Genomic DNA, 15,136 nt, shown 5'->3' on the forward strand with positions numbered 1-15,136 from the left:
GCTGCTAGGGTGGGCTCCATGACGCAGGCCGCCTACCAGCCGTCGATGCTCGACCTGACCGACGCCGGGCCGTCCCTGGGATCGCTGCCCGGCGGGCTGCGCCGGCACCGGCTCAGCCGGGGCGCCTGGGTCGACCACCTGCCCGGTTGGGTGCGGGGCTCCGACCAGGTGCTCGACACGCTGCTGCGGGACGTGCCGTGGCGCGCCGAGCGCCGCACGATGTACGACAGCGAGGTCGACGTCCCGCGCCTGCTCTGCTGGTACGACAGCGACCGACGGCTGCCCCATCCGGTGCTCACGGCGGCGCGGGCGGCGCTCACCCACCACTACGCCGCCGAGCTGCGCGAGCCGTTCGTCACCGCCGGCATGTGCCTCTACCGCACCGGCCGCGACAGCGTCGCCTGGCACGGCGACACGATCGGCCGCTCCGCGCACTCCGACACCATGGTCGCGATCGTCTCGTTCGGCTCGCCCCGCCCGCTCCTGCTGCGGCCACGCGGCGGCGGGGCGAGCCTGCGGTTCCCGGTGGGCCACGGCGACCTGATCGTGATGGGCGGCTCCTGCCAGCGCACCTGGGAGCACGCCATCCCCAAGACGGCCCGTCCGGTCGGCCCCCGGGTCAGCGTGCAGTTCCGCCCGGTCGACGTCGCCTGACGCGGCCGCGACGGGCAAGGCTCACAGCAGGTCGACGAGCCGGTAGAGGACGGGCGAACCGGCGACGGCGACGTCGAGGCTGCGCCCGTGGCCGACCATCGGGATCTCCACGGCCACGTCCAGACAGTCGAGTGCCCCCGGCGGGATGTCGGTCGACTCGTGCCTGAGCACGACGACCGTCCGGCGCCGGGCGGCCGGGAGGTCGCCGAGGCCGTCGGCGGGCGTGCGGCCACCGGCCGGGATCGGCTCGCCGTACCCCTCAAGCGTTATGACTCACCGGCATATCTATGACTCTGCGTCATAGCGCGTTCCGCGCCATGGTCCGCGCTCCGGGGTCGACACCGTCGCTGCGCGCCGAGTGCCCCGGACCGTGCGGTCCGGGGCGCCGTCGTGGGTCGAGGGTCAGCCGCGTTCGACCTGGTGGCCGACGACCGTGGGGCCGAGCATCACGGCGAAGCCGGAGCCGTCCCGGCGCGGGTCGGCGGCGGGCAGCTCGACCGGCTCGCCGTTGGCGGTGGCACCGACCGGGCGCGGCCCCACCCAGGCGACGACCACGTCGGTCTCGCCCTTGAGGAAACGCTGGGCGCGTACGCCGCCGGTGGCCCTCCCCTTCGCCGGGTACGCCGCGAAGGGCGTCACCTTGACCGTGGCACCCGTCGAGGTGACCACCATCGGCGCGCCGTGCGACGGGTCGTCGGTGCGGATCGCGCCGAAGAAGACCACCTGCGCGGCACCCGGGAGGTTGATGCCGGCCATGCCACCGCCCCGGATGCCCTGCGGGCGGACCAGGGTGGCGGGGAAGCGCAGCAGCGACGCCTCGGAGGTGATGAACGTGAGGGCCTCGGCACCGTCGGTCAGCCAGGTCGCCCCGACCACCTCGTCGCCCTCACGCAGGCTGATCACCTCGAACTCGTCGGAGCGGACCGGCCACTCCGGCGCGCAGACCTTGACGACGCCGTGTCGGGTGCCGAGGGCCAGCCCCGGCGAGCCCTCGGCGGTCGCGCCGAGCGGCGCCAGGCCCACCACGGTCTCGCCCGGCTCCAGCGGCACCAGCTCGGCGGCGGACATCCCGCCCCGCAGCGACACCGTGCCGGCCTGTTCCGGCAAGACCGGCAGCGGCAATACGTCGATCTTGAACGCCCGGCCGGCACTGGTCACCAGCAGCACCCGACCGCGGGCGGTGGAGTGCACGACGGCGCGTACCGCGTCGTGCTTGACCCGGCCGTGCCGGCGGCGCCCCTCGGCGGTCTCCTCCGACTCGGCCGCGGTGCGCGCCACCAGGCCGGTCGCGGAGAGGATCACCTGGCACGGGTCGTCGGCGACCTCCAGCGGGCCGGCCGGCACGGACGCGGCGAGCACCTCCTTCAGGTCGCCGTCGACGAGTGTGGTGCGGCGCTCGGTGCCGAACTGCTTCGTCACCGCCGCCAGCTCGTCGGAGACGACCTTCTTGAGCACCTTGGGGTCGTCGAGGATCGTGGAGAGCTGGGCGATCTCCTGGCGCAGCCGCTCCTGCTCGGCCTCCAGCTCCAGCCGGTCGTACTTGGTGAGCCGGCGCAGCGGAGTGTCCAGGATGTAGGCCGCCTGGATCTCGGAGAGCTTGAAGCGCTGCATCAGGCCGTCCTTGGCGGCCTGCGCGTCCTCGCTGGCCCGGATGAGCCGGACCACCTTGTCGATGTCGAGCAGGGCGATCAGCAGACCGTCGACCAGGTGCAGGCGCTCCTCGCGCTTGCGGCGCCGGTAGGAGCTGCGTCGGGTCACCACCTCGTAGCGGTGGGCCAGGAAGACCTCCAGCAGCGCCTTCAGCCCGAGGGTCTGCGGCTGCCCGTCGACCAGCACCAGGTTGTTGACGCCGAAGGACTGCTCCAGCGGCGTGAGCCGGTAGAGGTCGGCGAGCAGCGCCTGCGGGTTGACCCCGACCTTGCACTCGATGACCAGCCGGGTGCCGCTCTCCCGGTCGGTGAGGTCCTTGACATCGGCGATGCCGGTGAGCCGCTTGGTCTTGGTGACCTCGTTGGTGATCGCCGCGATGACCTTCTCCGCGCCCACGCCGTACGGCAGCTCCACCACGGTGATCGCCTGCCGGCCCCGGCTGCCCTCCAGCGGGCCGATCTCCACCTTGCCGCGCATCCGGACCACGCCGCGCCCGGTCTCGTACGCCCGGCGCACCTCGTCCAGACCGAGCAGCAGGCCACCGGTGGGCAGGTCGGGGCCCGGGACGAACTCCATGAGTTTGTCGAGTGTGGCGTCCGGGTGGTTGATCAGCCAGCGGGCGGCCGAGACGACCTCACCGAGGTTGTGCGGGATCATGTTGGTGGCCATTCCCACCGCGATCCCGGACGCGCCGTTGACCAGCAGGTTGGGGAACGCGGCCGGCAGGACGGTGGGCTGGGACAGCGAGCCGTCGTAGTTCGGCTCGAGGTCGACCGTGTCCTCGCCCAACTCGCCGACGAGCAGCATCGCCTCCCGGGACATCCGCGCCTCGGTGTAGCGCGCCGCCGCCGGGCCGTCGTCCGGGGACCCGAAGTTGCCGTGCCCGTCGATGAGCGGGACGTTGAGCGAGAAGTCCTGCGCGAGGCGGACCATGGCGTCGTAGATCGCCGCGTCGCCGTGCGGGTGGTACTTACCCATCACGTCGCCGACGATCCGGGCGGACTTCACGTGCCCGCGGTCGGGCCGGTGGCCCTGCTCGTGCATCGACCAGAGGATCCGGCGGTGCACCGGCTTCAGGCCGTCCCGAGCGTCGGGCAGGGCGCGGGAGTGGATGACCGAGAACGCGTACTCCAGGTAGGAGTCGGAGACCTCGGTGACCAGCGGATTGTCGAAGACCCGCGCGCCGGCCTGGTCGAACGCGGAGTGGTCGACCTTCGTTTCCTTGCGGCGTGCCATGACTCAGCTTTCCCCTCGTACGAACCCGGCGCTCATGCCCCTCGCCACCCTGCGGCCGGCGTCGGCAGGGGGACTGGTCGCGCTGCGCCCGTTCATGCGTCGATCGCCTCCCGGTCGACCCGGTCGGCGGAGTCGATCAGCCAGTTGCGACGCGGCTCGACCTTCTCGCCCATCAACAGGTCGAGGATCCGCTCGGCGTCCTCGACGTCGTCGAGGGTGATGCGGCGGACCGCCCGGGTGGCCGGGTTCATCGTGGTCTCCCACAACTCGTCGGCGTCCATCTCGCCGAGACCCTTGAACCGCGGGATCGGGCTGACGATCTGCTTGCCGGCCTTCTCCAGCTTGCGGACCGTCGCCTCCATCTCGGCCTGGGTGTAGGTGTAGATCGTCTGCGGGTTGCGCCCCTTCGTGGTGATCTTGTGCAGGGGCGGCATCGCGGCGTAGAGCCGGCCGGCCTCGATCAGCGGACGCATGTAGCGGGCGAAGAGCGTGATCAGCAGCGTCCGGATGTGCGCGCCGTCCACATCGGCGTCCGCCATGATCAGGACGCGGCCGTAACGCAACGCGGAGAGGTCGAAGGTCCGCCCGGAGCCGGCCCCCAGCACCTGCACGATCGCCGCGCACTCGGCGTTGTCGAGCACCTGCTGGAGGTTGGCCTTCTGCACGTTGAGGATCTTGCCTCGGATCGGCAGCAGCGCCTGGTATTCGGCGGAGCGGGCGAGCCGACCGGTGCCGAGCGCGCTGTCGCCCTCGACGATGAACAGCTCGCTGCGCTCGATGCCCGCCGCGCGGCAGTCGACCAGCTTGGCCGGCATCGACGCGCCCTCCAGAGCGGTCTTGCGCCGGGCGGCGTCCTTCTGCTGCTTCTGGGTCAGCCGCACCCGGGCCGCGTCGACGATCTTCTGGAGGACGGTGCGCGCCTCCGCCTTGGTCCTGCGGTCCTCCAGCCATGCCTTGAGGTGCTGCTCGACGAGGCCCTGGAGCACCTTCGTGATGCCGGCGGTGGACAGCTCGTCCTTGGTCTGCGAGGTGAACTGCGGCTCCGGGATCCGCACGTGCACCACGGCGGTCATGCCCTCCAGGACGTCGTCCAGGGTGGGCGCGTCCTCCTTGGGCTTGAGCAGGCCGCGGGCGTTGCGGGCCGCCTCGGCCAGGGTGCGGGCCAGGGCGCGCTCGAAACCCCTGCGATGGGTGCCGCCGTGCGCGTTGCGGATGGTGTTGGTGAAGCACTCCACCGTGCGCTCGTAGCCGGTGCCCCAGCGGAAGGCGATCTCGACCTCGGCGCGGCGCTGCACGTTGGACTGCATGACGCCGTTGGCGTCGGCCGCGTTCTCCCGGTAGCTGCCCTCGCCCGTGACCAGCAGGGTGCCGGAGACCGGCCGGTCGCCGGACGGGGCCAGGAACTCCACCATGTCGGTCAGGCCGTTGGGGAAGTGGAACCGCTCCTCGGCCGGCGCCTCGCCGGTGTGGTCGCGCAGCAGGTAGCTCACGCCGGGGACCAGGAAGGCGGTGTTGCGCAGCTTCATCCGGACCGCGTCGACGTCGAGCGCGGCGGTGGTCTCGAAGTAGCGGGGGTCGTGCCAGTAGCGGATCGACGTGCCCGTGCGCTGGCCGCGCTTCATGGCGCCGACCACCTGCAGACCCGGCCCGGCGGTGAACGGCGCCTCCGGGCCGTCGCCGTCGAAGATCCCCGGCACGCCGTGCCGGAACGACATCGAGTGGACCTTGCCGCCCCGGCGGACCGTCACGTCGAACCGGCGGGAGAGCGCGTTGACCGCCGACGCGCCGACACCGTGCAGACCGCCCGAGGTCTTGTAGCCGGAGCCGCCGAACTTGCCGCCCGCGTGCAGCCGGGTGAGCACCAGCTCGACGCCGGAGAGCCCGGACCGGGCGTGCACGTCGGTCGGAATGCCCCGGCCGTCGTCGTCGACCTGGACCGAGCCGTCGGCGTGCAGCGTCACCTCGACCTTCTTGGCGTGACCGGCGACACCCTCGTCGGTGGAGTTGTCGAGGATCTCGTTGACGAGGTGACCCACGCCACGGCTGTCGGTGGAGCCGATGTACATGCCCGGGCGCTTGCGGACGGCGTCCAGCCCCTCGAGGTGGGTGAGGTCGTCGGCCCCGTACAGGGTGTCAGGCTCTGCGGTCAACTGGTCGTACTCCCAGGTCTCGGCGGTGTGGTGCCGCTCACTGGCGCGGCCGCGCCCGGCGCGGCGCGCCGCAGCGAGCCTAGCCGGATGCCCCGACAACCCCGTGGCACCCCGCGCGACCCGCCGGGCCGGACGTGAAACACCGGGACGAGGGCGGCGCGGGTGACGGCGCGGGTGGGCGGCGCCCGGCGGTGCAACGCCGGACGGCCACGCCGGATTCCGTACCGACCGGGCGGCCGGTGGAACCAGCGACGAACCATTGACGCTCATCATGTCCGAGTGATCTGATCGCGGTCTCGGAGGATCTTTCATATTTCGATGGACAGATAGGGGACGTATGTCCAGGTTCCGTCGTACCGCGCTGGTTGCGGCGCTCGCCGTGGCCACGGCCACCCTCTCCACCGCCGTCGCGCCGCCCGCCCCGGCCTCGGCCGCCCTGCCCACCGCGGCGGTCGCCCTCGGGGACAGTTTCGTCAGCGGCGAGGGCGCCGGAGCGTACACCCCGGTGGTGGACGTCAACGGCGTCGCGCAGGGCTTCCCCGGCTGGACGGCGCCCAACAGCAACGCCTACTTCTGCCACCGCTCGGCGAACGCGTCGCTGCACCGCGCGGCCCTGCCCAGCATCCAGGACCGGTTCAACCTGGCCTGCTCCGGCGGTCAGCCCCACGACATCGCCACCGCGTCGGCGGCGCGGACCAAGGGGCGTCAGGTCGCCGCCCAGCTCGACCAGCTCCGCGCGGTGGCCCAGACCCACGACATCGACCTGGTCCTGCTCGGGGTCGGCTCCAACAACAGTTCGTTCACCTTCGGCAACGTCGCCGAGAAGTGCGCGAACCGGTTCATCGCCGACGCCTGGACCGGCTGGTGGGAGTTCTGGGCCTACCTGAACGGCCCCGTACCGCAGGAGCCGTGCGCCGACGCCGACCTGGCCACCGCCGCCCAGTTCAGCGCGGCGACCGCCGAGACCGTCACGGCGGTACGCCATGTGCTGACCACGCTCGACCAGGTCGACGCGGACGGCCAGCACCGGATCGTCTTCCAGGACTACACCAACCCCCTGCCGTCCGACCTCTACTCGAGCTTCCACGAGGAGGACAGCCGGGACGACACGCGGGACAAGTTCCGCGCCCTGGGCGCCGAGCGCTACGCGGCCGGGTGCCCGATCCACCGCGCCAGCCTGCCGCCCGGTCACCGGTTCTCGCAGGGCCTGGGCATCTTGGTGAAATCGACCCGGGACACCCTGGCGACGGAGTTCCCCGCCGCCGACCTGGTCTACCTGAACGTGCAGCGGGCCTTCGACGGCGCGCGGCTCTGCGAGACGGCGACCAGCCCGACCGGGGCGCTGGCCACCCCGATCCGACTCCAGGACGACCCGCCGAACGGCGCCTTCGTGACCAGCCTGTCGGGCAAGGACAAGATCGCCATCCAGCGGATCGCCAACGTCTGCGCCAGCTACTTCCAGACCTGCCAGGAGTCCTGGCACCCGAACGCCGCCGGGCACCAGGTGCTCGGGCAGTGCCTGGCCGGCGCCGCAGCCACCGCCGCCCGCGCGGTCTCCTGCGTCCGCGCCGGCAACGGCTCGATATCCGTCTCCTGACCCGACGTACCGATGCACGGCCGACCGGCGCACCGGCCCATCGGTGCGCCGGTGCGCCGGTGCGCCGGGTCACCTGCGGAGCGGGGACGCTCCGTGACGACAGCCTGACACCGCGCCAGCCGGCTCCACAGTCGACGGCGAGAAGTCGACCACCTCGCGGTTAGGGGGCGGAAGCAGGGGTACCGACCAGCCATCCGGCGCTCGAGGAGGAACCATGCGCATCGCCCTGATCTCGGGACACGCCAGCCCGTTCGCGGTCCTCGGTGCCGAGGACGGCGGCGGGCAGAGCACGCACGTCGCCGAGCTGGCCGCCGCGCTCGTCGGCACGGGCCACGACGTACGCGTGTACACCCGCCGGGACTCCCCCACACTCGCCGACGCGGTCGGCACCGACGCGGGCTACCAGGTGCTGCACGTGCCGGCCGGCCCGGAACGGCGGGTGCCGACGGACGAGCTGCTGCCGCACCTGGGCGAATTCGGCCGGTGGCTGGCCGAGCAGTGGCGCGGCGGGAACTGGACCCCCGACGTGGCCCACGCGCACCACTGGACGAGCGGACTCTCCACCCTGCACGCCGGTCGACGGACCGGGGTGCCGGTGGTGCTGACGTACCACTCGCTCGGTGCCGTGAAGCGGCGTCACCAGGGTGGCCGGGACATCGGCCCGCCGGGCCGGGTCGGCTACGAGCGGGCTCTGGGGCGCGCCGCCGACCGGGTGGTCGTGCAGTGCCAGGACGAGATCGGCGAGCTGGTCCGGATGGGCGTGCCGCGCGGCCGGATGACGCTGGTCCCGGCCGGCGTCGACCGGGAGCTGTTCCGGCCGGACGGACCGGCCGTCCCACGCGACCCGGCCCGCCCCCGGATCCTCACCGTCGGCGCGCTGGTCGAGCGGAAGGGGTTCCAGGACGTGGTCCGGGCCCTGCCGGCGGTGCCGGACGCGGAGTGCGTGGTCGTCGGCGGGCCGGCGGCCGAGCTGCTGCCGGCCGACCCGTTCGCCCGGCGGTTGCGGGCGCTCGCCGAGTCGTGCGGGGTGGCCGACCGGCTGCGGCTGGTCGGCGGGGTGCCGCGGGCGGAGCTGAGCCGCTGGTACCGCTCGGCCGACGTGCTGGTCGCCGCGCCCTGGTACGAGCCGTTCGCGCTCACCCCGTTGGAGGGGATGGCCTGCGGCGTGCCGGTGGTCGGCACGAACGTCGGCGGGGTCGCCGACACGGTGGTGGACGGGCTCACCGGGGATCTCGTGCCGCCACGGGATCCGTGGGCGCTGGGCCGGGCGATCCGCCGGCTGCTGAGCGACCCGACCCGGCGGTTCGCCTACGCCACGGCGGCGTTGGACCGGATCCGCAGCAGCTACTCCTGGAAGCGGGCCGCCGAGCAGCTCAGCGCGGTCTACGCGTCGGTCGCCGCGGTCGGCCGGTCCGTTCCGGCGGTCGCCTGACCGCGTGAGGATGCTACCCGCCGGTAGCTTGCTGGCCGTAGGCTGAGCCGGTGAGCGCACCGGCGGAGTACACGCAGGAGTTCGTCGACGTCGACGGCGGGCGGCTCGGGATGCAGGTGTACCCGCAGCCGGACCAGCCGGACGCCCCCGTCGTCGTGGTCTGGCCGGCCATGGGCGTTCGCGCCCGGTACTACCGGCCGCTGGCCGCCGCGCTACGCGCGGCCGGGATGGCCGTGGTCGTCGCCGACCTGCGCGGCACCGGCGCGAGCACGCCCGCGCCGAGCCGCCGCTCCCGCCACGGCTACGCGGAGTTGGCCGGGGACGTGGGCGCCGCGCTGGAGGCGCTCAAGCCGCGCCTGGACGGGCGGGCCCGGCTGTTGCTCGGGCACTCCCTCGGCGGGCAGGCGGCCCTGCTGCACCTCGCGCTCCGGGGCGGGGACGCGGTGGACGGGCTGGCCCTCGTCGCCGTCGGCCTGCCCTACTGGCGCGCCTATCCCGGGCGACGGCGGTTCGGGGTGCTGCCGTACACCCAGGGGATCGCCGCCACCACGGCGCTGCTCGGCGTGTGGCCCGGCTGGGGCTTCGGCGGCCGACAGGCGCGCGGGGTCATCCGGGACTGGGCGTACAGCGCCCGGACCGGCCGGTTCCCGCAGCTGGACGAGGTGGACACCGAGGCCGCGGTGCGCCGGGTCCGCACACCCGTGCTCGCGATCAGCGTCGACGACGACCAGTACACGCCGCACGCCACGATGGACCACCTGTGCGCCAAGCTGGTCAGCGCACCGGTGGTCCGCGAGCGCTACACCGCCGCGGACGCCGGCGCCCCGCTCGACCACTTCACCTGGGTACGCGCCGCAGGGCCGCTGGCCGGCCGGGTGGCCGCCTTCGCCGCCGGACTGCCGCGACGCTAGCCCTCACTCCTCCGGCTCGAGCGGCACCATCTCGCCGTCGCGCTCCACCCGGACCTCGCCGTGATCCCGCCGCGGCGGCACCTCCGCGGTGGTCCGGTGGATGTCGTCGCCCGGATGCATCAGCACCGCGTCGGTCTCGGCGGTCTTCTCCCGGCTCTCCTCCGGCTGGGTCATCGGGCTCCCCTTCCCTCGTCAGGTCGGTCTGCTCTACCCCGACAGGCCCGGACGACTCCTACCACCGGCCGAGCCCGGACGCCCCCCGCGCCCACTGGCGCGCGATCTTGCACTTTGCGCCCGGGCAAAGCAGGCATGAAGGGCGAACGAGGGGCCGACAGTGCAAGATCGCCGGAAGGGGGGCGGCGGTGTCCCGTCCGTCCCGCGACCGGAGGTCTCGGCGGGTCATCGACGGGGTTAGCCGCCCGGGCGGTGGGTAAGCCGCAGCGCCCGACACGGTGGAAGGGGTTCAGATGTCCGAACGGCACAGCGCCCTGCGCTCGATGCACGACCTGGGCCTCGCGGCCTGGTTCGGTGGCTCGCTGATGGGAGCCCTCGGCGTCAACGGAGCGGCGGCGAAGATCAACGACGCGACCCAGCGGCTCCCGGTCGCCTCGGCGGGCTGGTCCCGGTGGACCCCGGTGAACGCGGCCGCCATCGGCGCGCACCTGGCCGGGGCGGTCGGTGAGCTGGTGACGGAGAGTCCCCGGGTGGCCGCCCAGGCGGGCGTGGCCCGGGCGAGCGCGGTCAAGACCGCGCTGACCGTGGGCGCCCTCGCGGTCACCGGGTACAGCCGCCTGCTCGGCATGCGACTGCAGCGGGCCGGTGGGCCGCCGGTGGACGGCATCACCGAGCCCAACCACCAGACCCCGGCCAAGGTGGCCGCCAACCAGCGGCAGATGAAGTTGCTGCAGTGGGCGGTGCCGGCGATGACCGGCGCCCTGGTCGTGGTGACCGCGTACATGGGTGAGCAGCAGAAACCCGGACAGGTGTGGCGCGGGATCATCGGCCGGGCCGGCGGGCTGGCGTCCACGCCGAAGGGGATCGCGAAGGTCGCCACGATGGGCAAGGTCGGGATGATGGGGAAGTCCGCGGGCATGGGCCGGATCCCGGGCATGGGGAAGATTTCCGGCATGGGCATGGGTCGGGGCAAGGGCAGGGCCATGGGCATGGGCATGGGCATGGGCGCGGGCATCCACAAGGCCGCGGGAATGATCGCGGCGAAGCGGCACATGGCGATGGCCGGCCGCTGACGGGCCGGCTCGGCCGGCACCCCACCACCTCCTCGGGTGGGGTGCCGGCCGTTCGTCTGCGCGCGCCCGGGCCGGGCCGGTCGGGTCCGCGCCGGCATGACCGGCGCGGTGGCGGGCAATCAACTCCGGTACCGGCGGGCCGAGCAGCGAGGTGGTCATGACGGGAAACAAGGGACGCGGCGGCGGACAGGCACCGCGCGATCCGGAGGTGCAGGTCCCGTGGGGCACCCGGGACGTGTACGACACCGAACCGCCCTTCGGCGTCGAAGAGGACTCGCCGATGGACGAGGGCAGCGAGGAGACCGCCGTGCCGGAGGGCCGGCGCGGTGAGCGCCGCGCCGGCGCGGCGTCCGGGCCGTCCGGGCCCGCGGGTCGGCACGGGTTCGGCCCGGTGGAGCCGAGCCGGCGGCCGGAGGCGGGACCGGGCGCGCCACCGGACCCGGCGCCGTCCGGCCGCACCTTCCCGGACGACGTGGATGTCGACGAGCGCGTGCAGGACGCCTTCCGGGCCCGGGGGCGCCGTACCGCCTGACGGCCTGGACTGACGGCGGTGGCCGGCGCGGGCGGCGGCAGGTTGGGAGATACGCCGACGGGGTGGTTTGGCACCTGCCGGCATGGGCACGTGTGTGCCCATGCCGTCCCGTCACGCCGTGCGTCTCGACAGCACCCTCGCCCTGGCCCTAGAGGGCTTCGGTTGGCTGCCCAACCGGCTGCGCCGCTGCGACGCCGACGCGCTGCCGACCCGGCTGCTGGGGCAGCGCACGGTGGCGCTGCACGGGCCGGAGGCGGCCCGCTTCTTCTACGACGAGCGGCACATCCACCGACACGGCGCGATTCCCGGGCCGGTGCAGAGCACGCTGTTCGGGCACCGCGCGGTGCACAGCCTCGACGGCGAGGCACACCGGGTCCGCAAGGCCCTGCTGGTGGCGCTGTTGACGGACGGGGACGTCGACGGCCTCGTCGGACGGGTCGCGACGACCTGGGACGCCGCCGCACGGGACTGGGCCGCGCGTGGGCCGGTGGTGCTCTTCGACGAGGTGAGCGGTGTGCTGACCCGCGCGGTCCACGACTGGACCGGAATCCCGCTCACCGACGACCAGGTGCCGGCCGTCGCCGCCGACCTGGTGGCCATGGTGGACGGTTTCGCGACCGGCGGGCCCCGGCACTGGCGGGCGCGGCGGGCCCGGACCCGTCGGGAGAACTGGCTGGCCGGCCTCGTCGAGCGGGTACGCCGGGGCGAGGCGACGGTGCCGGCGCACTGCGCGGTGCGGGCGGTGGCGGCCCATCGGGACGCCGACGGCTCGCCGCTGGACCCCTGCACCGCCGCGGTCGAACTGCTCAACATCGTCCGGCCGGCCGTGGCGGTCACCTGGTTCGTCGCCTTCGCCGGGCACGCCCTGCACCGCTGGCCGGAACACCGGGACCGGCTCCGGGCCAGCGATCCGGCCTTCGCCGAGGCGTACGCGCACGAGGTCCGCAGGTTCTACCCGTTCGCGCCGTTCGTGGGCGGGCGGGCGGTGGCCGACCTGGAGTGGGCCGGGGTGCGGATCCCGGCCGGGGCGATGGTGCTGCTCGACCTCTACGGCCAGAACCACGATCCCCGGCTCTGGCCGGACCCGTACCGCTTCGACCCCGACCGGTTCGTCGGCCGGCGGATCGGTCCGTTCGAGCTAGTGCCGCAGGGCGGCGGCGATCCACGGAGCGGGCACCGCTGCCCGGGCGAGATGATCACCGTGGCGCTGCTCCGCGACCTCGTCGTGCGGCTGGCCCGGCTGGACTACCGCCTGCCCGCGCAGGACCTGCGGATCACGCTGCGCCGCATCCCCACCCGGCCGCGCAGCGGCGTCATCATCGACGTACGCCGAACGGCCTGACCGTGGACGGCGACGGTCAGCTCGGGGCACCCGCCGCCGCGGGGCGGTCGTGCCCGACGGCGGCCAGCCGGCCGGACAGCCGCTCGGCGTCCCGCTGGGCCTGGCCCGCGCAGCAGTTGTTGAACAGCACGTGCAGCTCGGCGGCCTGGCCGGACAGCTCGGTCAGCAGCTCGGACCAGTGGTCCAGCTCCCGATCGCCGTAGGCGTAGCGGAACCGCTCCTGCTTGTCGCCGGTCTCCCAGGCGTCGCTGTGCCCGTGGAAGCGGACCACCGCCGGCTCCGCGGTGGCGATGAGGACCGGCGGAACCGAGGACGGGTGCCCCTGCGGCATGTCGACGCAGACCAGGCTCAGGTCGTGGGCACGCAGGAAATCCAGCGTGTCCAGGGCGGCCCGGCCGTCGAACCACGACGCGTGCCGCAGCTCCACGCCGACCCGCCAGGGGCGGCAGCGCTCGGCGAGTTCCGCGACGCGCCGCTCGGCGGCGGCGCCGCGGACCAGCCACGGCGGGAACTGGAGCAGGACCGCGCCGAGCTTGCCGGCCGCCCCGAGCGGGTCCAGCGCCGCCCGGAACCGGGCCCACAGCTCGTCGTACGCCGCGGCGGGCAGGTCCCGGCGGCGGATCCGGCTCGGGCCGGCGGCGGGCCGCAGGTCCCGCGGGAGCGCGGCGACCGGGGTCGGGTGACCGGTGAAGAGGCTGAACGCCTTGACGTCGAAGGTGAACTCCGCCGGGGTCGCGTCGACCCAGCCCTGGGTCGTCTCCGGCGCCGGCACCGCGTAGTACGACGTGTCCACCTCCACCAGCGGGAAGTGCTCGGCGTACCAGCGCAGTCGGCCGGCCGGCGTGTTGGCCGACCGGGGGTACCAGCCCGAGCGCAGCAGCGACTGGTCGGCCCAGGACGACGTGCCCACCCGAATCACACCCATGTCATTCAGTTCACCCCGCTCCACCCGAATCGGCAACCGCTGGTGCGGGCGGCACGGAAATGTCGGTGGCCGGGCCTACGGTGTCCCTGACCGACAGCGAGCGAAGGGGCGGCGTCATGACCATCTCCCAGCAGGTCACCACCGGCGAGCGCGCCGACCTGGTGCAGTCGCTCCGCCGACACCGGGGCTTCCTGCGCCAGACGGTCGACGGGATCTCCGACGAGCAGGCCGCCAACCGCACCACCGTCAGCGAGCTCTGTCTCGGTGGGTTGATCAAGCATGTGGCGCTGACCGAGGCGAGCTGGATGCGGTTCGCGGTCGGCGGCGCCGACGCGATGCAGAGCGAGCCGGTCGACTGGGTCGGCCAGTTCCGGATGCTGGAGGGCGAGACCCTGGCCGGGCTCCTCGACGAATACGCCGGGGTCGCCGCGCGGACGGATGAGTTGATCGCCACGCTCGACCTCGACGCCGCGCACCCGTTGCCGGTGGCCCCGTGGTTCGACCCGGGCGTGAGCTGGTCGGTCCGACGAGTGGTGCTGCACGTCATCGCCGAGACCTCCCAGCACGCCGGGCACGCCGACATCCTGCGTGAGGCGGTCGACGGCACCAAGACGATGGGCTGAGGGCCTGTCGCCGCTCCCGGTCCGGGTTCCGGGCGGCGCGATGTGACGTCCCTCCGGCGCGTTGCGCTGAGGGACACGAGATGAACGCACCGGGGATGGACCAGGAGACCGTCGAGCGCATGCTCAGTGGTCCCGTCGTCGACGCGGGGTACGGGCCGCACCCGCTCGACCTGCTGCTGGCGGCCGTGCGCGCCGCGCCGCTTCCCGGTGAGCTCGACGGCGAACACGCCGCCGTGCAGGCGTTCCGTCGCGCCCTGGCCGAGCCGGCCGGCGCGCCGGCCCGTCCCCGACCCACCGTGACCACCATCGGGGTGCGGGCCGCCCTGGCCGCGCTCGCCGTCGCCGCCACCGGCGGGGTGGCGCTGGCCGCCACCACCGGCACGCCGCAAGGGCCGGCCGGCACCACCCCCGCCCCCGCACCGTCCACCCCGGCTGTCGAGGCGGCGCCGAGCGGCCCGGGTCGGGGGTCGACGCCCGTACCGGGCACCGAGACCAGACCGACTCCCGGCCCCTCGCTGACCGGCCTCTGTCGGGCGTACCGGGCCCAGGTCGGCGACAACCCCGGCAAGGCGCGGGAAAATCCGGCCTTCGCCGCCCTGATCACCGCCGCTGGCGGGCGGGAGCTGGTGCCCGACTACTGCGACCGGCTGCTGACCGACGAGCGGACGCGCGGCACCTCCGCCGGCCGGCCGGCGCACCCGACCCGGCCGACGGCCCCGCCCACCGCGCCGCCCGGCCGTCCCGCCGACCCCGGCGGCGCGGGGCAGGACCCGCCGACCGGCGGCGGCAGGGCCGGCGAGAAGAAGCCCGCCGCCGGGGGCCTTTCGGGCGACTGAC

Annotated in this window: 14 protein-coding genes; 9 read left to right on the forward strand and 5 right to left on the reverse strand. The window is 73.9% G+C overall.

The window, feature by feature from the left end:
- Positions 1 to 18: 18 nt before the first annotated feature.
- Complete coding sequence (locus O7603_RS11390) at positions 19 to 654, forward strand: alpha-ketoglutarate-dependent dioxygenase AlkB (RefSeq protein WP_281575671.1); 636 nt, start codon at positions 19 to 21, stop codon at positions 652 to 654.
- Between the two features lie 21 nt (positions 655 to 675).
- Here O7603_RS11390 and O7603_RS11395 read toward each other — a convergent pair whose 3' ends face one another.
- From O7603_RS11395 to O7603_RS11405, 3 genes are all read right to left on the reverse strand, one after another.
- Positions 676 to 825: a hypothetical protein gene (locus O7603_RS11395; RefSeq protein ID WP_281575672.1), complete on the reverse strand. Its 150-nt coding sequence runs from the start codon at positions 823 to 825 to the stop codon at positions 676 to 678.
- Positions 826 to 1,056: 231 nt separating this feature from the next.
- Positions 1,057 to 3,540: a DNA topoisomerase IV subunit A gene (locus O7603_RS11400; RefSeq protein ID WP_281575673.1), complete on the reverse strand. Its 2,484-nt coding sequence runs from the start codon at positions 3,538 to 3,540 to the stop codon at positions 1,057 to 1,059.
- A gap of 92 nt (positions 3,541 to 3,632) precedes the next feature.
- Entirely contained in the window at positions 3,633 to 5,690 is a 2,058-nt protein-coding gene (locus O7603_RS11405; RefSeq protein ID WP_281575674.1) for a DNA topoisomerase IV subunit B, read from the reverse strand.
- A gap of 337 nt (positions 5,691 to 6,027) precedes the next feature.
- Between O7603_RS11405 and O7603_RS11410 the strand changes: the two genes are divergently transcribed.
- The 3 genes from O7603_RS11410 (at position 6,028) to O7603_RS11420 (ending at position 9,630) form a co-directional block, all read left to right on the forward strand.
- Positions 6,028 to 7,287: a hypothetical protein gene (locus tag O7603_RS11410; protein WP_281575675.1), complete on the forward strand. Its 1,260-nt coding sequence runs from the start codon at positions 6,028 to 6,030 to the stop codon at positions 7,285 to 7,287.
- Between the two features lie 214 nt (positions 7,288 to 7,501).
- Positions 7,502 to 8,719, forward strand: a complete 1,218-nt coding sequence (locus O7603_RS11415) for a glycosyltransferase (protein WP_281575676.1) — start codon at positions 7,502 to 7,504, stop codon at positions 8,717 to 8,719.
- Positions 8,720 to 8,829: 110 nt separating this feature from the next.
- Entirely contained in the window at positions 8,830 to 9,630 is an 801-nt protein-coding gene (locus tag O7603_RS11420; RefSeq protein WP_281576670.1) for an alpha/beta fold hydrolase, read from the forward strand.
- 3 nt (positions 9,631 to 9,633) lie between these two features.
- Here the strand turns inward: O7603_RS11420 and O7603_RS11425 are convergent, their stop codons facing one another.
- Positions 9,634 to 9,804 (reverse strand): hypothetical protein, encoded by a 171-nt coding sequence (locus O7603_RS11425; protein WP_281575677.1) that lies wholly within the window; start codon positions 9,802 to 9,804, stop codon positions 9,634 to 9,636.
- 293 nt (positions 9,805 to 10,097) lie between these two features.
- Between O7603_RS11425 and O7603_RS11430 the strand changes: the two genes are divergently transcribed.
- From O7603_RS11430 to O7603_RS11440, 3 genes are all read left to right on the forward strand, one after another.
- Positions 10,098 to 10,877 (forward strand): hypothetical protein, encoded by a 780-nt coding sequence (locus O7603_RS11430; RefSeq protein ID WP_281575678.1) that lies wholly within the window; start codon positions 10,098 to 10,100, stop codon positions 10,875 to 10,877.
- Positions 10,878 to 11,034: 157 nt separating this feature from the next.
- Positions 11,035 to 11,409, forward strand: coding sequence for a hypothetical protein (locus O7603_RS11435; RefSeq protein WP_281575679.1), 375 nt, complete (start codon positions 11,035 to 11,037; stop codon positions 11,407 to 11,409).
- Between the two features lie 118 nt (positions 11,410 to 11,527).
- Entirely contained in the window at positions 11,528 to 12,751 is a 1,224-nt protein-coding gene (locus O7603_RS11440) for a cytochrome P450 (protein ID WP_281575680.1), read from the forward strand.
- A gap of 16 nt (positions 12,752 to 12,767) precedes the next feature.
- Here O7603_RS11440 and O7603_RS11445 read toward each other — a convergent pair whose 3' ends face one another.
- Complete coding sequence (locus tag O7603_RS11445; protein ID WP_281575681.1) at positions 12,768 to 13,676, reverse strand: DUF72 domain-containing protein; 909 nt, start codon at positions 13,674 to 13,676, stop codon at positions 12,768 to 12,770.
- Positions 13,677 to 13,792: 116 nt separating this feature from the next.
- On the opposite strand from O7603_RS11445, the gene O7603_RS11450 reads away from it, so the two are divergent.
- Together O7603_RS11450 and O7603_RS11455 are read left to right on the forward strand one after the other, a co-directional pair.
- Complete coding sequence (locus O7603_RS11450; protein ID WP_281575682.1) at positions 13,793 to 14,299, forward strand: DinB family protein; 507 nt, start codon at positions 13,793 to 13,795, stop codon at positions 14,297 to 14,299.
- Between the two features lie 80 nt (positions 14,300 to 14,379).
- Positions 14,380 to 15,135, forward strand: coding sequence for a hypothetical protein (locus O7603_RS11455; protein WP_281575683.1), 756 nt, complete (start codon positions 14,380 to 14,382; stop codon positions 15,133 to 15,135).
- Position 15,136: the final 1 nt, after the last annotated feature.

The organism is Micromonospora sp. WMMD812 (assembly GCF_027497215.1).
Taxonomy (GTDB): domain Bacteria; phylum Actinomycetota; class Actinomycetes; order Mycobacteriales; family Micromonosporaceae; genus Micromonospora.

Excerpts from the sequence above, each read along its gene's own strand:
- O7603_RS11390 (WP_281575671.1), top strand. The coding sequence starts at position 19 with ATGACGCAGGCCGCCTACCAGCCGTCGATGCTCGACCTGACCGACGCC.
- O7603_RS11400 (WP_281575673.1), bottom strand. The coding sequence starts at position 3,540 with ATGGCACGCCGCAAGGAAACGAAGGTCGACCACTCCGCGTTCGACCAG.
- O7603_RS11410 (WP_281575675.1), top strand. The coding sequence starts at position 6,028 with ATGTCCAGGTTCCGTCGTACCGCGCTGGTTGCGGCGCTCGCCGTGGCC.
- O7603_RS11415 (WP_281575676.1), top strand. The coding sequence starts at position 7,502 with ATGCGCATCGCCCTGATCTCGGGACACGCCAGCCCGTTCGCGGTCCTC.
- O7603_RS11420 (WP_281576670.1), top strand. The coding sequence starts at position 8,830 with ATGCAGGTGTACCCGCAGCCGGACCAGCCGGACGCCCCCGTCGTCGTG.
- O7603_RS11425 (WP_281575677.1), bottom strand. The coding sequence starts at position 9,804 with ATGACCCAGCCGGAGGAGAGCCGGGAGAAGACCGCCGAGACCGACGCG.
- O7603_RS11430 (WP_281575678.1), top strand. The coding sequence starts at position 10,098 with ATGTCCGAACGGCACAGCGCCCTGCGCTCGATGCACGACCTGGGCCTC.
- O7603_RS11435 (WP_281575679.1), top strand. The coding sequence starts at position 11,035 with ATGACGGGAAACAAGGGACGCGGCGGCGGACAGGCACCGCGCGATCCG.
- O7603_RS11445 (WP_281575681.1), bottom strand. The coding sequence starts at position 13,676 with ATGGGTGTGATTCGGGTGGGCACGTCGTCCTGGGCCGACCAGTCGCTG.
- O7603_RS11450 (WP_281575682.1), top strand. The coding sequence starts at position 13,793 with ATGACCATCTCCCAGCAGGTCACCACCGGCGAGCGCGCCGACCTGGTG.
- O7603_RS11455 (WP_281575683.1), top strand. The coding sequence starts at position 14,380 with ATGAACGCACCGGGGATGGACCAGGAGACCGTCGAGCGCATGCTCAGT.